This window comes from Lacrimispora sinapis (genome assembly GCF_043633585.1).
GTDB lineage: Bacteria > Bacillota > Clostridia > Lachnospirales > Lachnospiraceae > Lacrimispora > Lacrimispora sinapis.
Genome location: NZ_CP141832.1, coordinates 3184296 through 3204560, shown reverse-complemented (window position 1 = coordinate 3204560; position 20265 = coordinate 3184296). Strand labels below are relative to the sequence as shown.

Genomic DNA, 20265 nt, shown 5'->3' with positions numbered 1-20265 from the left:
AATGAGGAAAGAAATGGAAGATATGCTGAAAGAAACACCAAAACTGACTCTGACGCCGCTTTCAGACCCAGTTGTTCCCGGCAATGAGGTCCCATTGGCTAAAGAGGCAGACCTTGCCCCGGAAGCAGACCTGACTCCGGAGGAAGAGAAGACCGTATCTGAGTTCGCAGAAAAGATTGATCTTATGGATTCCAATCTGATCCTTCAGTACGGGGCCGGTGCACAGAAAAAAATTGCCGATTTCTCAGAAACAGCCCTTGAGAATGTAAAATCCAAGGACCTGGGAGAAGTGGGTCAGATGCTTTCGGATGTGGTGGTGGAATTAAAAGGATTTGAAGTGGATGAAGAGGAAAAAGGATTTTTTGGCTTCTTTAAAAAGAGTGTGAACCGTCTGGAAAGCATGAAGGTAAAATATGCCAAGGCAGAAGCCAATATCAATCAGATCTGCAAGGTATTAGAAAATCATCAGATCCAGCTTTTAAAGGATATCGCTTTGCTGGACAAGATGTATGACTTAAACACCAGGTATTTTAAGGAACTGACCATGTATATTCTTGCGGGAAAAAGAAAACTTGAGAAGGCGCAGAAGCAGGAGCTTCCTATGCTTATGGAACGGGCGGCCAAAAGCGGTCTTCCGGAAGATGCCCAGGCAGCCAACGATCTGGCTGCCATGATAAACCGTTTTGAAAAGAAGATCCATGACCTGGAGCTGACCCGCATGATCTCCATTCAGATGGCACCTCAGATCCGGCTGGTCCAGAACAATGATACGATGATGACGGAAAAGATCCAGTCCACACTTGTGAATACCATTCCCTTATGGAAGAGCCAGATGGTGCTTGCCATCGGTATCAACCATTCCGAGGAAGCCGCCAAAGCCCAGCGCGAGGTGACGGACATGACCAATGAGCTTCTGCGGAAGAATGCGGAGGTATTAAAGACCGCAACCATCGGAACAGCCAGGGAATCGGAGCGGGGCATTGTGGATCTGGAGACCCTTAAAAAGACCAACGAATCCCTGATATCCACGTTGGATGAAGTGGTTCGGATTCAGTCGGAAGGAAGACAAAAACGCAGGGAAGCGGAAGCAGAACTTGCCCGAATGGAAGGCGAACTGAAAAGTAAGCTTCTGCAGCTCAGTAAATAACAAAAGAAGGCTTACAGCAGAAAATTTATTTTTCTGTTGTAAGCCTTCTTTTGTCATGCTATAATAACATAACACTTCACCGTGACGCATTATCAGAGCACGGCTTGTGATTTTAATGAAAAGGAATGATGAAGATGGGGTTAGACCTATAAAGACCACGTTGTTCATTGTCAAGAAGTACAGCGTGATTTATCGACTCCAAAGCCTGTGATCGTTTTGAAGAAAACTTTTAACAGATGCATTGCTTTAAGGAGAATCCGGCGTGAGACCGGAACAGACAGACGAGTGAATGATAATGGAGGAGATAAGACATGTTGAACTATGAAAGATATAAGCGGGTACCGGTATTGAACTATCCGGAGAGACAATGGCCCGGCAACGAAATCAAGAAAGCACCGGTCTGGTGCAGCGTGGATTTAAGAGATGGAAATCAGGCTTTGACAGAGCCAATGGTAGTGGAAGAAAAAATTGAGATGTTTCATCTTTTAGTGAAACTGGGCTTTAAAGAGATTGAGGTCGGTTTTCCGGCGGCCTCTCAGATCGAATTTGATTTTTTAAGACAGCTGGTGGAGCGAAAGCTGATTCCAGACGATGTTGTGATTCAGGTTCTGGTACAGTGCAGAGAGCATTTGGTGAAAAGAACGTTTGAAGCCTTAAAGGGAGTCAAGAAGGCCATTGTTCACATCTATAATTCCACCTCCACCTTACAGCGCGAGGTCGTGTTCCATAAAGATATGGATGAGATCAAAGCCATTGCTGTCCAGGGAGCCCAATGGGTAAAGCAGTACATGAAGGATTTTGATGGAGAAGTGGTTCTTGAGTATTCTCCGGAAAGCTTTACCGGAACAGAACTGGAATTTGCTCTGGATATCTGTACGGCAGTACAGGAGACCTGGGGGGCCGCTCCGGATAAGAAGATCATCTTTAATCTTCCAAGTACCGTAGAGATGACCACGCCCAATGTGTATGCAGACCAGATTGAATGGATGAATACCCATTTCAAAGACCGTGACAGCATCATTTTGAGCGTTCATCCTCATAACGACCGGGGGACCGGGATCGCTGCTGCCGAGCTTGCCCTTCTTGCCGGTGCACAGAGAGTGGAAGGCACGTTGTTAGGCAACGGAGAGCGGACGGGAAATTTGGATATTTTAACGGTTGCCTATAATATGTTCTCCCAGGGGATCAACCCGGAGCTTCATCTTGAAAATATCCGTGAGATCATTGATGTCTATGAGCGGTGCACCAAGATGGAGGTGGGACCAAGACATCCATATGCCGGAAAGCTGGTATTTACCGCTTTCTCAGGTTCCCACCAGGATGCCATTAATAAGGGCCTGAAGGCGATGAAGGACAGAAAGAATCCTTATTGGGAGGTTCCCTACTTACCCATTGACCCGGCCGATATCGGAAGGCAGTATGAGCCTGTGGTACGGATCAACAGCCAGTCCGGCAAGGGCGGTGTGGCATTTGTTATGGATACCTTCTATGGCTTCAAGCTTCCAAAAGGAATGCACAAGGAGTTTGCAGATGTTATTCAGGCGATTTCCGAGAAGCAGGGAGAGGTTGCTCCAGAGCAGATTCTTGACGAATTCAAGAGCAATTACACCGATAAAAAAGAACCCATTCATTTTCTCAAAGCACAGATTACAGAGGCAGAGGAGGATGTGGAATTCTCCACACTTGTCAAGGTTCGCTATAGCGATCACGGCGTAGAAAAGATCTTCGAGGGCGTTGGCAACGGTCCCATTGATGCCGTACAAAAAGGTCTTGAGAAAGAGCTTGACATAGAGATCCGGGTACTTGATTACTACGAACACGCACTGACCTCAGGTTCCGGTGCGAAGGCTGCTTCCTATATCCACTTGCTGGATGTGAAGTCAGGAAAGGCAACCTACGGCGTGGGAATCAGCTCCAATATTACCAGAGCCTCCATCCGTGGGATCTTCAGTGCAGTAAACCGGTTATTTTATTCATAAAGTAGAAAGCGAGACTGTCCAATTCTTTGGCAGTCTCGTTTTTTGGATGGTATATAAGAGTTCAGATGAGAGCTTCACCATTTAGTTCCTGTTTGGAATCAATGGAGGCAAAATAGTCCAGGGTGAATTGCCGGAATAAACAGGAAGCCTGGGACAGATAATGTCCGGTTTTAAAGGTCAATGAAATGGTTCTTTCACATACCGGTTCCTCAATATGCAAAAGAGAGATGGAATTGCCGATATAATTCCCCCATGAGATTGCCGGAATGAATGCGATCCCCTGTCCGGCCTTGATTAATCCCCGGACCGTTGCGGGATCGTCGCTTTCAAAGATGATATTAGGGCTGAATCCGGAATCGTTACAAAAAATATCTGTGATGGTTCTTAAATCCTTTCCCCGTGTCAGACTGATAAAGTTGTCGTCAGCCACCTCCAATAGTTTAATGGATTTGCGACCGGCAAACCGGTGGTCCAACGGAACAGCCAGGAAAATTTCCTCAGTAATCAACGGGAGAGAGGTGATGTGATTGATTCTTAACGGAGATGAAGAGATGCATAAGTCAAAATCTGTTATGGAGACAGAAGTTGAGAAATGCTGGATCAGGTTAAAATTTATGTGGGGATGAAGTTTGGAAAAGGAAGCCAGAAGATCAGGGATTAACGGAGAAGCGGAAAGGATTAACAGCTTTATGTCACCCAATTCTTTGCCGGTCAAATCTTCCAGTTCATGTTTTCCGTTCTCAAGGGCGGACAAGGCCTGATCCACTCTTTTTAAATATGTTTTTCCAAATTCGTTTAAGTAAATATATTTCCCCCGTCGGTCGAATAACAAAACTCCAAGCTCTTTTTCTAATGATGATATGGTTTTGCTAAGTGCAGGCTGAGGAATATGAAGTTCTTCTGCTGCCAGTGTCATATGCTCAAGCCGTGCTACGGTCTGAAAGTATTTAAGCTGTAATAATTCCATTTTATCCCCCTTCTATACATTCTGATGTATCAATCCAATACATTATTATATATTAGACACCCCCTGTATTTCAAGGTTATAATCACATATAAAGAATAAATAAATTTGGTTTATATTTAAGTCAAAGAAATGTTGCTGGAAGAAAGGGGAATATAACATGGATCAATCAAATGAAATGAATGGTTCTGCACGTTCATGGACTACGCGCCGTGACAAAAAGGCGCAACAGATTTCCAAGATGAAACGTCTGACAGAGGGACGGGTGATCCCGACCAATAAAATTGTGGACGCGCTTGAAATTCTGATTCAGCCGGGAGATTGCGTTGCTTTAGAGGGAAACAACCAAAAGCAGGCATCTTTTCTCTCCGATGCGCTCAGCCACGTGGATTCCGCCAAAGTAAACAATCTGCACATGGTGATGTCAAGTATTTCACGGCCGGAGCACTTGGATATTTTTGAAAAAGGAATTGCCAGACTGCTGGATTTTTCCTTTGCAGGACCTCAGAGTCTTCGTATGGCCCAGATGATCGAGGACGGTTCCATTGAGGTCGGTTCCATTCATACTTATCTTGAGTTATATGGAAGGCTTTTTGTGGATTTAACACCAAATATTGCTTTAGTTGCAGCCGATAAGGCAGACAGCCACGGCAATCTTTACACAGGTCCCAATACAGAAGAGACTCCGACAATTGTTGAAGCCACCGCTTTCCGGGATGGAATCGTCATTGCCCAGGTCAATGAGCTGACAGAGGAACTTCCAAGAGTGGATATTCCTGGCTCCTGGGTGGATTTTATTGTTGTTTCAGATAAACCGTACCAGTTAGAGGCTTTGTTCACCAGAGATCCCAGACAGATCAGTGAAATGCACATTCTTATGGGCATGATGGCCATTCGGGGAATCTACGAACGGCATCACATACAGTCCTTAAACCACGGGGTTGGTTTTAATACCGCAGCCATTGAACTGCTCCTTCCCACCTATGGAGAATCCCTTGGTTTAAAAGGGAAGATCTGCAAGAACTGGACTTTGAATCCCCACCCCACACTGATCCCTGCCATTGAGAGCGGCTGGGTGGAAAGCGTACACTCCTTCGGCGGAGAATTGGGAATGGAACGATACGTTGCAGCAAGACCGGATGTCTTCTTTACAGGAAAAGACGGTAGTCTTCGTTCCAACCGGGCCATGTGCCAGGTGGCCGGACAATATGCAGTCGATGCATTTGTAGGCTCCACCCTTCAGATGGATTTTTACGGCAACTCCTCCACCGTTACACTCGGAAGGCTGGCCGGATACGGCGGCGCCCCGAATATGGGTTCCGATCCTCACGGAAGAAGACACGCTTCCGATGCCTGGTTAAATATGATAACAGGCGAAAGTGACATCCAGCGCGGGAAAAAGCTGGTCATCCAGATGGTGGAAACCTTCCAGCAGGGAAATAAACCTGTTTTTGTAGAATCCCTGGATGCCATAAAAGTAGGAAAAGATGCCAAGCTCCCCATCGCACCGGTCATGGTATATGGGGATGATGTCACTCATGTGGTAACAGAAGAAGGAATCGCGTATTTATACAAAGCTCAGAATGAAGAAGAACGGAAACAGGCGTTAGCTGCAATTGCAGGGGTAACACCTCTTGGAAAAGGAAGCGGGTCTGAGATCACGGAAAAGCTGAGAAAAGACGGCGTGGTTGCATTTCCGGAGGATCTTAAGATCAAGCGAACGGATGCAAAACGTTCTCTGCTGGCAGCAAAGAGCATAGATGATCTGGTGGACTGGTCCGATGGTCTTTATGAACCGCCGGTGAAGTTCAGAAGCTGGTAAACCAAGTGAAACATTTTTCGCTGATTTTCAGCTGGTAAACAGGAAAAAAATAGATTTGGAGGTGGCTCGATATGGAAAAATTAACGTTTGATTATTTGGCAACTAAATCTGTACCGAACAAGGCATATGTCGGAGTGGTAGGTTCCGGAGATTTGGAGATTTTGTTAGAGCCGGTAGAAGGAACAAGGGCTCATGTTACAGTGAGAACAAGATTTGATGGGTTCGGACAGATCTGGAAGGATCTGCTGGATAAGTTTTTCAAAGAGAATGATATTGCTGCAAACATTGAAATCAATGATTTTGGTGCAACACCAGGCATGGTCACATTGCGGCTGATGCAAGCGTTGGAGGTGAGTCAGAATGCATAAAATGAAGGAAAGTTTTGTAGAGTTAAAGGCACGTAACCGTGCAATGGCATTACTTGATGAAGGAACTTTCAGAGAACTGCTGGGACCATTTGAACGGTTGGAATCCCCGCATTTGGAACCCCAGGGAATTGTTCCCCAATGTGACGACGGAGTTGTTGTGGCACGCGGAACCATCTGCGGCGAGCGCGTGGTGGTGATTTCCATAGAAGGAGCGTTCCAGGGCGGCGGAATCGGTGAAGTATCCGGTGCCAAAATCGCCGGAGCATTGGAAAGAGCAGTTGAGGATAACGAACAGGGAATAAAGACCAACGCAGTCATCGTTCATGACAGCGGCGGTGTGAGACTTCAGGAAGCAAATTACGGATTGTTATCAATTGCCGAAATTCAATCCGCCATTGTTGCCCTGCGTAACTATGTTCCGGTAATTGGCGTGATCCCTGGAAAAATCGGCTGCTTTGGCGGAATGTCCATGACTGCCGGATTATTCAGTAAGATAATCATTACCCGGGAAGGAAGAATGACCTTAAACGGACCGGAGGTAATCGAGCAGGAAGCAGGCGTGGCCGAGTTCGACTCCAAAGATAAGAAGCTTATCTGGGATACAACGGGAGGCGCACAGCGTCAGGCCATTGGTCTTGCAGATGTGCTTGTAGACGATGACATTGCTGCAATTGCAGAGGCTGTAAGAACCGCTGTCAAGGAAGGAAAACCTTCTGAGCTTAGAAGCAAGCAAATCGACTTATTCTTATCAAGGCTCAAACGCATTGATCCGTCTAAAAAAATAAGTCCGATGGATGTAAGAAACATGTGGTCCAAGGATGAGAATTTACTAAATGAAGAGACTGCCGGAACCGGAGAGATAAAAGAATCATCGGAAAAGGAAATGAGCAGAGGAAGACTGTGGTTTGAAAAGCTGACGGGAATAAAAGATCCTGAGACCGGAGCAGTTCCCTCCGTGCTTCACGCAGATTGTAAATTAGGTGGGGAAGAGGTCCGTTATATTGCGGTAGTGCCAAATCCCAATAACCGGTTCCCCCGGGCAAGAAAGGGAGAAGTGGGATTGGAAGAAGGCTGGACCATTGCGAAATACGTAAGGGAAGCCGTGGAAGCAGATGCAGGGAAGGCTGAGAAGCGTCCCATCATTGCAATCGTAGATGTCCCCAGCCAGGCCTATGGCTATAAGGAAGAGCTGCTTGGTATTTTCCAGTCCTGTGCCGCGGCTGTCGATGCCTATGCGACTGCAAGATTTGCCGGCCACCCGGTCATCTCTTTATTGGTTGGACCAGCCATATCCGGTGCGTTCTTAACCCATGGATATCAGGCAAATAGAATCATTGCCCTTGACGATCCGGGAGTATTGGTACATGCAATGTCAAAGCAGTCTGCGGCAAGAATAACCAAGCGGACGGTAGAAGAGCTTGATGAAGCAGCCAAAAAGGTTCCTTCCATGGCTTATGACATCCAGTCCTATGCAACTCTTGGGACCCTGGAAGAATTAGTAGAAGGAATCAATCCGGAAGCTCCAAAGGCGGAAGATATTGAAACCATAAAGGGAAAATTAAACAAGGCCATTGAAGTCACACGGAAAAGTGGAATAAGGGATTTAAGAAACCGTCTTACTTCAAAGAATGCTCTTACGGGAAGAGCCGCCGGCATTAAGGTGCGCAGGAAGTTAAAGGAAGAATGGAATTAAGAGTTCATGATTTATTAAGAATCAGTTCGGTAAAGGACCTTCAAGGGGATTTTACAGAAGCCGAATGGCTTTTAAAGGCTGTGACACGGGCACCATTTGTGGTGGTGCGCCGTGCCCCTTTTACAGATGGCCTGATTCCGGCAGGCATCCGTGGAGAGAACCGGAACCAGAGGCTGGCAGCAGCCGTTTTATCCACCGGTATCAAAGAAGTCATCACTCCGGAGCAGATATCTGCAGAGATGGGGTGGAGAACCAGAAGCCATATAAGAAAGAGCAGACTGTTTGAACCACTTGAAACCCTCCATAAGATTTTTAAAAGCTATCAAATCCTATGGGGACCTGTAGGGAGTGTTGGCTTTGAATTGGCCAGCAAGGCCGATACGGTTACGGAAACCAGCGATCTGGATATTGTGATGCGTACCCCGGAGGTTCTGCCCGTCTGTACTGCAAAGGATATTGTAAAAAGAATTTCGGAGCTCCCCGTAAAGTTAGATGTACAGATGGAGACTCCAAACGGAAGTGTGGCCTTGGAGGAATATGCAAGAGGCGGGAGCAAGCTCCTGCTTCGGACCGTCCATGGGCCAAAATTGGTAGAAGATCCATGGGAACCAGTCTGAAAGTTGGAGGAAATGTATGAGCGTAGCATTTATTTTCCCTGGTCAGGGGTCACAAAAGATCAATATGCTTCATGAACTTCCAAAGCATGAGGAAGTGGAAAGAACCATAGAAGAAGCCAGAACGGTACTGGGGAGAGACATTCTTCAGCTGGATACCAGGGAAGCCTTGCAGTCAACGGTTTCCGTTCAGCTCGCCCTGCTGATCTCCGAGGTAGCTGTTGCAAGAGTATTAAAGGCAGAGGGCGCTGCTGCGGACATTGCAGCCGGCCATTCCATCGGATCGTTTTCTGCAGCCGTCGTATCCGGCAGCCTGGATTTTTCGGATGCCCTTTCTGTGGTGGATTTGCGAAGCAGGCTCATGGAACAAAGCTATCCCAAAGATTACGGTATGGGTGTGATCGTGGGTCTTGATGAGGTGCAGGTGGGCAAATTGGTCCAACAGGTAAATTCAGAAACCTCCCCCGTTTATATTGCTAATTTAAACAGGTATGACCAGATCGTCATCTCTGGTCTTTTATCCGCCATTGAAGATGTTTTTGCCCTTGCACGAACCATGGGCGCTCATAAGGCCAAATTATTAAATGTAAGCGTCCCCTCCCATTGCAGGCTTTTAAATGGAGTATCAAAAGAACTGGCAGATAAAATGGCGGAAATAAATTTAACCCCTCCCAGAACATTATTTGTAGGCAACTGCAGAGCGAGAGTTTTAAGGACGGTGGAGGATATCAGACAGGATCTTTCAGCGGGGGTTTCCCAAACGGTACGGTGGCATGATTCTGCTACGTTAATGTATGAACGTGGAGTGAGGCTGTTTGTGGAGATCGGGCCGGGCGAGACCCTAACCAACATGGCAAAGAAAGAATTTCCGGATGCCCGTTGTATTTCCGCATTAAACAGCGGGATCGAATCGGCCTGCATCCTTATAAAGAATGAAAGAGAAAAATGAATTTTCAGGAGAAGAGTATGGAAAAAGACAATGTTATATTTTCAAATGGCTATCGAGAGGCATTGAGTACAAAGACAACAATTCCTGATATTTTAAAAGTTTTTGCAGTATTATCAGTGATGATGCAGGGAATTTTAGGTGCTATGATGAAACAGGATTTGACAATCAGCCAACAGGCTCAATCGGTTGTGATCCTTGACCTTGTGAAATATTCCGCGCCTTTTTTTATTTTTGCAATCTGCTTTGATATCAGCAAAATAAAAAATGTTCCCTATAAGACCCATGTATTCCACAAAGCGAAGGAATTATTGGTGCCGTATTTTTTGTGGACTACGGTTTATATATTGATTGACCTTTCAAACTATCATAGCGTAAAAGATATTTTAAAGGGGTATTTGCTGGGCAGCAGTGCACCCCACACCTGGTATCTGGTGATGATGTTCCAGTTCCATTTACTGGTACCGGTACTTTGGTATCTCCATGCAAAGCTGTCAAAGGATCGTAAGAAAATCGGCCCTGTATTATTGGCTGCATTTATTTTCTATACAGCATTTGTATATTATTATGATACTTATATATTCGGCGGAAGAACCAATCCGATACTGCTTTATTTCGACCGCTCGTTTATCGGCTTCAGCATTTATGCGATTTTGGGAACAGTTGCTTCTTCCAATGTTGAGAAATGGGAAAGCTTCGTATCAAAGGCCAAGCTTGCCGTTTTGCCTTTGATCTGTATGTTTTTTCTTATTGAAAACCGTGAGATGTTCTCTTACGGAATGGAACATATAAAGCTATCCAATTCACTTTATTTAAGAATTTCCACCTTCTGCTATGATGTTTTTGCAATCATTGCTGTATATGGCTTTGGATTGGTACTGATCAAAAACCATTCAAAATTGTTAGTGCCGTTCCGGTTTCTGGCCCAATATGCATACCGGGCTTATCTGGCAAATTACTTTTTGATTTTTGTGCTGATCAAAATTATGGGAGAGCCAGCCAATTCTCTTCCTTATGGGTTCCATTTGTTCTTTTTATGGCTCATGACAGCAATAATGTCATTTTCACTGGTATATGGGATTGAATTTGCCTTAAAGTATGTTCCGCAACTTTTAAAGGGGAAAAACGTAAGAGAAGAACAGCAGTACATTCATTAGAATAGTAATATTTCAGGCTATGATTCAGTATGAAAGAATCATAGCCTTTGATTGTTCTGATCTTACGGAATCATTCGGTGGTTTTTTTAAGCCTGCCCCTTCTAACTCCATACAAACTTTCCATTTCCAGAATCCGTAAGCCTAATTTTTGGGGGAGAACTTCCAACATTACCACGTGGACGAATATTAGATTCAAAATCAACACTTACACTAGAAAAAGCGCTGTCTTTACGACAACGCTTTTATCAAACACAATCATTTATTACTTTTATAATACTTGATAATTGCAGAAGCAATCAAACCTACAAAAATTACAAGAATTATCTCCCAGAATTCAGATTTAAGAATATTCCACCAGGTAGCTTTTGTGGATACTTTCTCTGCCAGCAATATACCAACGATTATTGCAATATAGCTCCAGGCACTAATTAGTTTTTCCATAATTTTTTTCACTTAATCTCTATATCCTCTTGCATAAACATGTGTTGTAGTAGAACTGACGACTGTTGCATAATTACTATCAGTGTAAAATGTCCGGACTGTACGCTCCACCGCCCTTTGTTGAACGGCAGCCTTAGGTATTTGAGTCCATCTAAAACTTATCATCTCTTTTTTGATTGCAAATCATAAATTAATATAACTTCTTTTAACATATATTTTTAACTGCTTCAACCCAAGTGCCAAAATTATACCTGTTGAATGCCAATATTTACACATTTAATGAGCATTTTGCCTCCTTTCTCGTTCCCATTTCCGCAAGCAGGGTTTTACATTTCCTTCTCATTTTAGTATAATAAGTACAGTTTATAAAATGACAGGAGAAAGAAACCATGAAGAAGTATGATTATGTGCTTGTAGGAGCCGGCCTTTATTCCGGTGTCTTTGCATATCTGGCCCGCCAGAAAGGAAAAAAATGCCTTGTAGTAGAGAAAAGAAACCATATGGGGGGAAATATTTACTGTGAGGAAATCGAAGGGATTCATGTGCACCGCTACGGCGCCCATATTTTCCACACCAGCAGCAAAGAGGTCTGGAGGTTTGTTAATGAGCTTGCGGAATTCAACCGCTATACCAACAGCCCGGTTGCCAATTTTAAGGGTGAGATGTACAACCTTCCTTTTAATATGAACACCTTCAGCAAGATGTGGAACGTAGCCACTCCCGCGGAGGCGAAAGCAAAGATCGAGGAGCAGAAGAAGGCAGTAACAGGGGAACCTAAGAATCTGGAAGAGCAGGCCATCCGCCTTGTGGGAACAGATATTTACGAAAAGCTGGTGAAAGGCTATACGGAAAAGCAATGGGGCAGAGACTGCAGGGAGCTTCCGGCATTTATCATTAAGCGTCTTCCGGTCCGCTTTACCTATGACAACAATTACTTCAATGATCTGTATCAGGGAATCCCCATCGGCGGTTATAATGTGATCATTGACAAGCTGTTTGAAGGCTGCGACGTGGAGCTGGAAACGGACTATTTAGAGAAACGGGACCATTATGACGGTCTGGCAGAAAAGACCATTTATACCGGTATGATCGACGCTTTTTACGGTTATCAGTTCGGAAAGCTGGAATACCGGAGTCTGGAGTTTGAGACGGAGACCGTGGATACGGATAATTACCAGGGGGTTGCAGTGGTAAATTATACGGACCGGGAGACACCTTTTACCAGAATCATCGAGCACAAGCATTTTGAATTCGGTACCCAGCCGAAGTCGGTCATTACCAGAGAATATCCCAGAGACTGGAGCGAAGGCATGGAACCATATTATCCGGTCAATGATGAAACAAATCAAAAACTATTTCAAAAGTATCGTTCCCTGGCAGCGCAGGAATCCCATATCATCTTTGGGGGACGGTTAGGGGAATACAGGTATTACGATATGGACAAGGTCATTGAATCCGCCATGAAGGCCGCAATGGAAGAATTGAAATGACCCGGCCCGCCAGGCTGTTTACTTTTCCTATGAGATATAGTACAATACAACGGAACTAAAGGTACAAAAAGGTACGGAACGGGAGGATTCTATGAATGTTGTATACGCTTCCAACGATCATTACGCCAGACACTTAGGGGTATCCCTCTATTCCCTTTTGGAGCACAACCGGGAGTCCGGTGAACTCCAGGTCTATATCTTGTCCATGGGGTTATCCGGGCAGACAAGGGAACGGCTTTCGGTCATTGGAAAAACGTTCGGGCGGCAGATAACAATCATAGAACTGGGAGATCTAAAGGAGCGCTTCTCCTATGAGGTGAACACGGGAGGCTTTGATTTAAGCATCCTGGCCCGTTTGTTTGTAGGGGAAGTATTGCCGGATGCGGCAGAACGGGTGTTATATCTGGACTGCGATACTGTGGTGCTGTCTTCCTTAAAACGGCTGTGGGAAACGGATTTGGAATCTTATATGCTGGGAGCCGTTATGGAACCTACCATTTATCCCTCGATGAAAGAAGAGATCGGTCTTTTGCCGGAGGACCCTTATTTTAATTCCGGTGTTCTTTTAATAGACATGAAACAATGGCGGCTTAAAAATGCCCAGAAGCTGCTTCTGGACTTTTACTGTTCCAAGAGCGGAACGCTTTTTGCAGGAGACCAGGACACCATCAACGGAGCCTTAAAGGGGCAGATAAAAATGCTGTCTCCCCGGTATAATTTTTTTACCAATTACCGGTATTTCCGCTACGGTCATTTAGTCAGGCTGTCTCCGGTATACAAAAACGTATCAAAGGCATCCTTTCAAGAGGCGAAACGGCACCCGGTCATCGTTCATTATATGGGAGACGAAAGACCCTGGAAGCAGGGAAATTTCAATCATTACCGGAGGGCCTATGACCATTATCTTGCCCGGACTCCATGGGCGGGAACGGCAAAAGAAAAGGGCAGCCGCCTTTATATGATCGCGTATCATCTGATGAATTACGGCACATTTTTGTGTCCCCCTTTCCGGGATTATGTAAGCCGCCGTTTTGGTATGCAGGTGATCAATTCCCGAAAGGGTTCTTAAAAAGGAGCGGATATGAATGTTAGCTGTATCATTCTCAATTATAATGATGCAAAAACCACAGAGAGTCTGGTAAATGCCATTCGGGCGTATCAGTGCCTGGATTCCATTGTAGTCGTGGACAACCATTCCACCGATGATTCCCCCGTAAGGTTAAAAGAACTGGAGGATGAAAAGGTCCGCTTTATAAGCACTCCTAAAAACGGCGGATATGGCTACGGGAACAATGTGGGGATCCGATATGCTTACCACACGCTTCATGCCACTCACGTATTGATCGCAAACCCCGATGTAAAAGTTTCGGAAGCCTGCATTGATGCCATGAAGCATGCATTTTCCGGGCAGGACCGTCTGGCAGTGGCAGCAGCTGTCACAAAGGACGGGACCGGGGCAGTAGCCTTGTCCAGCTGGAGGCTCCATGGAGTGCTTTTAGACCTGCTTGACACCGGACTTATTACAAGGCGGCTCTTTGGGCGCTGGCTCAATGACCGGCCGGAGCTTCCAAAGAACAGGAATCAGAATGAAAACAAGGAGTATGCCTATGTGGATGCGGTTCTTGGCTCCTTATTCCTGGCAGATGTCAAGGCATTGATGGAGTGCGGTCTTTATGATGAGGAAGTGTTTCTCTACTATGAGGAAAAAATTCTGGGACATAAGCTGAAAGAAAAGGGGTATAAGACCGTTCTTTTACTGGAACAGTCCTATGTCCACCTGCATTCCGTATCCATTCAAAAGAGCGTGAAATCTATTTTAAAAAGACAGGCTTTGCTTCATGAGAGTAAGCTTCATTATTATAAAACCTATTTAAAGATCAACCGGCTGGAAGAAATCGGTGTAAAACTGTTTCTGAGATTTTTAATGGCTGAGATCTGGTTCTTGACAAAAATTGTGGGACTGTCCTGGTAGACCAGTCCCTTCTTTTGGGAAAGGAGGAACGTCTTGTGATTACGGTGCTTTTAGCAGCTTATAACGGCGAAGCATACATCCGGCAGCAGCTGGATTCTATTCTGGACCAGACCTATAAGGAACTGACCATTGTAATATCGGACGACCATTCCTCGGATAGAACTCCTGAAATTCTAAAAGAATATGAACAAACCTATCCGGACCGGATAACATGCATGTTGAATGAAACCGCCTCCGGCAGTCCCCAGAACAATTTCTTCCGTCTGCTTCGTCAGGCTCGCGGAGAATATGTCATGCTCTGTGATCAGGATGACCTATGGCTTCCCGATAAAGCAGAAGTGACGTTAAAAGAAATGAAACGCCTGGAGAAACAATGGGGAAGAGACGTTCCCCTGCTGGTTCACGGCGATTTGTCTGTGACGGATCAGGACGGCAGAATCCGCCATAAGTCCATGGCCAGGTACCAGAAAATCGCGGTTTTGGATAACCGGTTCAGCCATTACTTGGTGGAGAACAACATCACCGGGAATACGGTCATGATCAACCAGGGATTTTATCCTTATCTGACCTATATCCCCCAGACCTGCATGATGCACGACTGGTGGCTGGGACTGTTGGCAAGCTGTTTTGGAAAGATTTCCTATATTGACCGGCCTTTGCTGCTTTACCGGCAGCATGAAAGCAATCAGGTTGGTTCAAAAGGCGGTATGAGACAATATGCGGAAAGGCTGACGCATAAACATCAGGTGCGGGAACAGTACCGAAAGCTGTTTTTGCAGGCAGAACTGTTTTTGGACCGCTTCGGAACGGATATGACCGGAGAACAAAGAGAGACCCTGGAACAATTCATTAAGCTGCAGGAAATGGACCGGATCAAAAAAATATACACCATTTGGAAATACAAATTTTATAAAAGCACCCTGATAAGGACCTTTGGCCAGATGCTTTCCATCTGACCTCCTTTGGGCGGAATGGAAATCGGAGGATAATGGAATATGGTACCGGAAGAGAAAGATATATTAGTGACAAAGGCGTCCATGCCTTCTTATGAGGAATTTATAGAAGAAATCAAACCCATCTGGGAAACTTCCTGGATGACCAATATGGGAGAATTTCATGACCGGTTAAAGGAACAGCTTGGAGAGTATTTAAAGGTCCCCAACCTGCTTTTGTTTGTCAATGGCCACATGGCACTGGAAATGGCTCTGCAGGCCATGGACTTGACCGGAGAAGTGATCACCACACCATTTTCCTTTGCTTCCACCACCCATGCCATAATGAGAAATAATTTAACTCCTGTGTTCTGCGACATCAGGGAGGATGATTATACCATAGATGCAGACAAGATCGAGGCGCTGATCACCCCTAAGACCACCGCCATATTGCCGGTCCATGTGTATGGGAATGTCTGTGAGGTGGATAAAATCGAAAGGATCGCTAAAAAACATCATTTAAAAGTCATTTATGATGCGGCCCATGCCTTTGGCGTCCAGGTGCATGGAAGAGGAATCGGAACTTACGGAGATGCTTCCATGTTCAGTTTTCATGCCACAAAAGTGTTCAACACCATTGAAGGCGGTGCGGTAACCTTTCAGGACCCGTCCCTTGAGATTCTGTTAAATTATTTGAAGAATTTTGGAATCACGGGAAAAGAATCTGTGGAATATGTGGGCGGGAATGCCAAGATGAACGAATTTCAGGCTGTAATGGGCATCTGCAACCTCCGCCATGTAGGAGACAACATCGAAAAGCGCAGGCTGGTGTCGGAACGGTACCGGGAACGTTTGTCTCAGATACCCGGCATTCGGCTGAACCCCCAAAAGGAAGGCATACTGCAGAATTATGCCTATTTTCCGGTTGCCTTTGAAGACTTTTCCCTGACCAGGAATGAAGTGTATGAGCTTCTCGCTTCCCATCATGTTTTCGCAAGAAAATATTTTTATCCGCTGATAACGGATTTTGACTGTTACCGGGAATCATTCAAAGATGCAGTGCTTCCGGTTGCGAAAAAGGCGGCGGACAGCGTTCTGACTCTGCCTTTGTATGCAGATCTGCCCCTGAGCCAGGTGGACCGGATCTGCGATATCATTGTCAGTGCCGGACAGAAACAGGAATCAAACAGGAGGAACTTATGAAAACAGCACTGGTAACGGCGATCGGGTCATTTTCTGCCGATATCGTGATTAAGAATTTAAAAAAGAACGGCATACGTGTGGTGGGCTGTGATATATATCCTTCGGAATGGATCGCTGATGCAAACAGTGTGGATTCTTTTTATCAGGTTCCCTATGCCACCGATGAGAACCGGTATGTAAAACAGATGTTATCCATCTGTACGGAGGAACAGGCAGATCACTTGCTCGTCCTCACCGATGCAGAAGTGGATGTATGGAACCGGCACAGAAAGGAACTGCTGGAATGTGACGTAACTCTCTGCCTGTCTTCGGAAGAAACGCTCCGCCGGTGCAGAGATAAGAGAGAGATGAGCCGTTTTTTATCAGAACAGGGCATCGGACACCCCATTCCTACTCTGGATTTATTGGAGGCAGACATTGAAAAGCTGTCTTACCCTGCGGTTGTAAAGCCATTCAATGGAAGAAGCAGTCAGGGGCTTCACTATATCGCTTCGATAGAAGAGATGAAGAGCTTTCTTGAATTCAGCCACGCCGGAGAATTCGTGGTGCAGCCGTTTTATAAAGGAAGCATCATCACCGTGGATATCGTAAGGCAGGAGGATACGGGAGAATGTGCAGTGATCTGCCGCAAGGAGCTGCTGCGCACGGCCAATGGTGCTGGAACTTCTGTCCTGGTATTTACAAATCCTGGTTTGGAAGATATGTGCAGAGAGACCGCTCAGGCTTTAAACATCAACGGCTGTGTGAATTTTGAATTTATTGAAGGAGTAGACGGCCTTTATCATATGCTGGAATGCAATCCCCGTTTTTCAGGAGGAGTGGAGTTCTCCTGTCTGGCGGGCTATGACTGTGTGACCAACCATATAAGATGTTTCACCGGAGAGCGCATAGAACCGTTTCATGGTGCCACAGGCATGTACATTGCCAGAAAATATGAGGAATATATTACAAAAATAATTGGGGAAGGAGTCGGGAAAGAATGAGCAGCAATCCGGATTCAGAGATCATGGTCAGCGTAAACTGTGTCACGTTTAACCATAAAGATTACATCCGCCAGGCCTTGGACAGCTTTTTGATGCAGAAAACCAATTTTGAATTTGAGATTCTGGTCCATGACGATGCCTCCACAGACGGCACCGGAGAAATTCTTAGGGAATACGAAAAAAAATATCCGGGCAAGGTGCTTCCTCTTATCCAGACAGAAAACCAGTACTCCCAGGGAATTGATAACATCAGCGGAGCCTTTAATTTCCCACGGGCAAGGGGAAAATACATCTTTATGTGCGATGGTGACGATTACTGGATTTCTCCGGATAAAATGCAGAAACAGGTGGATTATATGGAGTCTCATCCCGATTGTACCCTCTGCATCCACAGTGCCAGGATCGAACTGGTGGGAAAAGCGCTGACGGAGGGACAAATGCGTCCTTATTGTGGAAACAGAGTCATTTCACCGGAGGAAATTGTGGATAAATCCTCTGGCTACGCCATGTCCTCCATGGCATTTCCTTCCCGCATTGTTAAAAATCTTCCCGACTATTATGTAGAATGCCCCGTAGGGGATACGCCCATCCAGATGATCGCCGCCAGTGAAGGGTACGGCTATTATTTTGATGAACCCATGAGCGGATACCGGGTGGGAGTTGCCGGTTCCTGGACCATGGAGGGAAAGCAGGGAGACTATGCCAGAAAGCAGCAGGTCTATTATGAGCGAATGAAAAAAGTCTATGAACTGTATGATCAGGCAACCGGCGGACGGCTTCGGGAAGCGATTAAAAGTGCGGAAAAACGGACCTACTATCACACCATGGTCAATACCAGACAATTCAAGGAAATCCTGAATCCGGACTATAAGAAATATTACAAAGAGCTGACACCGAGAACAAGGTTTTTTATTCAAATGGAATATCGGACTCCAGGGCTTTATGGATTTTTAAGAAGAAAATTTCTTAACCAGTAATAAAAATAAGGGCAGAAGCGGATAAAACCAACTTCTGCCCTTATAATATGCAGCATCGAACGATTCTGGATTAACGCCCCACATTGGGGTCTGTTGGGTCCCAGGTCTGAGAATCCGGTATGATCTGTTCAATGGCCGGGCGCTCATATGGGCCTGGAACCGGTGAATTGTAGATCGTGACGGTAGTACCAATCGGACAATGGTCGTACACCCATTTTGCATCCCCGGATAACAGGCGGACACAGCCCGCGGACTGGGCGATGCTTAAATAATTATAGGTACTGGAGTCCAGAGTCATGGGATTTGGACTGCTGTAGAGAATGGAATGAATTAAAAATCCCTTCCAGATGCGGGTGGCATACTGGGTGAAGATGCCATGATTCATATCTCTCCAACGGTATTTGGCCGGAGTCTTAAACGTTCCTAAAGGAGTGTCCGGGCCGGTGGAAGTTAAAAAGGATTTTACCGGAATGATAAACCCATTGTTCCCGTCTTTGGCAAAAATGGTCATGGTGTTCATTTCCTTATTGATGCTGATTAGAAATGGGCCTTTTGCACCGATGACAGGCTCTAAATCAGAAAGCATTCTTCCGGTTTCGTCAAAATAATACTTGTAGCCGTCTATGTACTGCCAGCCGGTTACCGGGGCAGAATCAACGAAATAGTACCGTTCATTTCCCTGCCATGCCCACCCGGTAAATGGGGTGCCATCCCCGTTGATATAACGGAGTGCTCCGTCAATCTGCTGCATCCCGTCCGGTACGGCGGAGATCAGGGGCTTTTCCGTGGGATAAGGAAATGCAGAGTTCTTGGCGTAGAAGGCCATCCGCAGTCCGGTGATGTAATGACCGGTGCCCATGGTTCCTGTGGTGGTTCCGTTCTTTGCCCAATCCATGGTGGTTCCGTCCTCTAACTGGGCGGTATAATAAAGATCGAACTGATTATTTACATAGCCGGAAAAGCGCATCTGTACGGCTTCCACATTCACGTCATTGGCATAATTGGTGGTCTGCTGTCCATTGATCGCCCAGGGGGACCAGCCTGTACTTGAGGTATAGGTCCGGTAAAGGACATTGCCCACAATATTTGTAAGGAAGGTAGACATTCCATGGAATCCTTCCCCGTTGTTTGTGATCCACGCATCGTTTACAAAGGGCTGTGACCAGTTGCTGTCACCTACCATTACGGTGGTCTGAAGCCGGGGGAAATTCGCTTTTAAGGCTTCCTGTGCAGCTTTGGTGGCTTCATCTACAACGCCATCCTCCCCGTTTACTTCTGCTTCTTTTCCGATGTCTATGCCGGCATTGGCCAAAGCGGTTTCCGCTTCTTCTGTTTCAGTGCTTTCTTGATCTTCGGTCTCAGTCTGACTGTCATTCTGGCTTATAGGAACGCCATTTCTAAATCCCGGTCCACGTGCCACATCTGCCCAGGCATAAGAAGCATGTCCGGAAACCAGAACAGTTGTCAGGAAGAATGCTGCCAGACCGCGTATCAGTTTTCGCATCATATAAAACCTCCTGAATTCTAAAAAATTGAGTATAATCCTAAATAGTTTATCATGATTGGATGTAAAATGC

At 45.7% G+C, this 20265-nt stretch carries 18 protein-coding genes; 15 read left to right on the top strand and 3 right to left on the bottom strand.

Features of this window, described 5'->3' with window-relative positions; genetic code table 11:
• Position 1 precedes the first annotated feature (1 nt).
• Positions 2–1147, top strand: a complete 1146-nt coding sequence (locus VIG27_RS15060) for a toxic anion resistance protein (RefSeq protein WP_394523346.1) — start codon at positions 2–4, stop codon at positions 1145–1147.
• Positions 1148–1458: 311 nt separating this feature from the next.
• The gene (leuA, locus tag VIG27_RS15055; protein WP_394523345.1) at positions 1459–3126 is read left to right on the top strand and encodes a 2-isopropylmalate synthase; all 1668 of its coding nucleotides are present in this window, start codon (positions 1459–1461) and stop codon (positions 3124–3126) included.
• Between the two features lie 61 nt (positions 3127–3187).
• Here leuA and VIG27_RS15050 read toward each other — a convergent pair whose 3' ends face one another.
• A complete protein-coding gene (locus VIG27_RS15050; RefSeq protein ID WP_394523342.1) occupies positions 3188–4093 on the bottom strand; it encodes a LysR family transcriptional regulator in 906 nt (301 codons plus the stop codon).
• Between the two features lie 157 nt (positions 4094–4250).
• Between VIG27_RS15050 and mdcA the strand changes: the two genes are divergently transcribed.
• The 6 genes from mdcA (at position 4251) to VIG27_RS15020 (ending at position 10690) form a co-directional block, all read left to right on the top strand.
• Positions 4251–5912 carry a malonate decarboxylase subunit alpha gene (mdcA, locus tag VIG27_RS15045; protein WP_394523340.1) on the top strand — a complete coding sequence of 554 codons (1662 nt, stop codon included), beginning with the start codon at positions 4251–4253 and terminating at the stop codon, positions 5910–5912.
• Positions 5913–5983: 71 nt separating this feature from the next.
• Positions 5984–6280, top strand: a complete 297-nt coding sequence (locus VIG27_RS15040; protein ID WP_394523339.1) for a malonate decarboxylase subunit delta — start codon at positions 5984–5986, stop codon at positions 6278–6280.
• On the top strand, positions 6273–7973 hold the full coding sequence (locus VIG27_RS15035; protein WP_394523337.1) for a biotin-independent malonate decarboxylase subunit beta: 1701 nt from the start codon (positions 6273–6275) through the stop codon (positions 7971–7973). Before VIG27_RS15040 ends, VIG27_RS15035 begins: the two co-directional genes overlap by 8 nt.
• Positions 7964–8590 carry a malonate decarboxylase holo-ACP synthase gene (locus VIG27_RS15030; protein ID WP_394523335.1) on the top strand — a complete coding sequence of 209 codons (627 nt, stop codon included), beginning with the start codon at positions 7964–7966 and terminating at the stop codon, positions 8588–8590. The genes VIG27_RS15035 and VIG27_RS15030 overlap by 10 nt, the downstream gene beginning before the upstream one ends.
• A 16-nt stretch (positions 8591–8606) precedes the next feature.
• Complete coding sequence (gene mdcH, locus VIG27_RS15025; protein ID WP_394523334.1) at positions 8607–9536, top strand: malonate decarboxylase subunit epsilon; 930 nt, start codon at positions 8607–8609, stop codon at positions 9534–9536.
• Between the two features lie 17 nt (positions 9537–9553).
• A complete protein-coding gene (locus tag VIG27_RS15020; RefSeq protein ID WP_394523332.1) occupies positions 9554–10690 on the top strand; it encodes an acyltransferase family protein in 1137 nt (378 codons plus the stop codon).
• 255 nt (positions 10691–10945) lie between these two features.
• Here the strand turns inward: VIG27_RS15020 and VIG27_RS15015 are convergent, their stop codons facing one another.
• Complete coding sequence (locus VIG27_RS15015) at positions 10946–11131, bottom strand: hypothetical protein (protein WP_394523329.1); 186 nt, start codon at positions 11129–11131, stop codon at positions 10946–10948.
• Between the two features lie 389 nt (positions 11132–11520).
• Between VIG27_RS15015 and glf the strand changes: the two genes are divergently transcribed.
• The 7 genes from glf to VIG27_RS14980 all read left to right on the top strand — a co-directional run bounded on the left by glf (position 11521) and on the right by VIG27_RS14980 (position 18688).
• Entirely contained in the window at positions 11521–12621 is a 1101-nt protein-coding gene (glf, locus tag VIG27_RS15010) for a UDP-galactopyranose mutase (protein ID WP_394523327.1), read from the top strand.
• A 91-nt stretch (positions 12622–12712) separates the two neighbouring features.
• Complete coding sequence (locus VIG27_RS15005) at positions 12713–13690, top strand: glycosyltransferase family 8 protein (RefSeq protein WP_394523326.1); 978 nt, start codon at positions 12713–12715, stop codon at positions 13688–13690.
• A gap of 12 nt (positions 13691–13702) precedes the next feature.
• Positions 13703–14593: a glycosyltransferase family 2 protein gene (locus VIG27_RS15000; protein ID WP_394523325.1), complete on the top strand. Its 891-nt coding sequence runs from the start codon at positions 13703–13705 to the stop codon at positions 14591–14593.
• A 35-nt stretch (positions 14594–14628) separates the two neighbouring features.
• Positions 14629–15549 (top strand): glycosyltransferase family 2 protein, encoded by a 921-nt coding sequence (locus tag VIG27_RS14995; protein ID WP_394523324.1) that lies wholly within the window; start codon positions 14629–14631, stop codon positions 15547–15549.
• A 39-nt stretch (positions 15550–15588) separates the two neighbouring features.
• Complete coding sequence (locus VIG27_RS14990; RefSeq protein WP_394523322.1) at positions 15589–16728, top strand: DegT/DnrJ/EryC1/StrS family aminotransferase; 1140 nt, start codon at positions 15589–15591, stop codon at positions 16726–16728.
• Positions 16725–17711, top strand: coding sequence for an ATP-grasp domain-containing protein (locus VIG27_RS14985; protein ID WP_394523320.1), 987 nt, complete (start codon positions 16725–16727; stop codon positions 17709–17711). The genes VIG27_RS14990 and VIG27_RS14985 overlap by 4 nt, the downstream gene beginning before the upstream one ends.
• A complete protein-coding gene (locus VIG27_RS14980; protein ID WP_394523319.1) occupies positions 17708–18688 on the top strand; it encodes a glycosyltransferase family 2 protein in 981 nt (326 codons plus the stop codon). The genes VIG27_RS14985 and VIG27_RS14980 overlap by 4 nt, the downstream gene beginning before the upstream one ends.
• A gap of 70 nt (positions 18689–18758) precedes the next feature.
• Here the strand turns inward: VIG27_RS14980 and VIG27_RS14975 are convergent, their stop codons facing one another.
• Positions 18759–20192: a L,D-transpeptidase gene (locus VIG27_RS14975; RefSeq protein ID WP_394527613.1), complete on the bottom strand. Its 1434-nt coding sequence runs from the start codon at positions 20190–20192 to the stop codon at positions 18759–18761.
• Positions 20193–20265 lie beyond the last annotated feature (73 nt).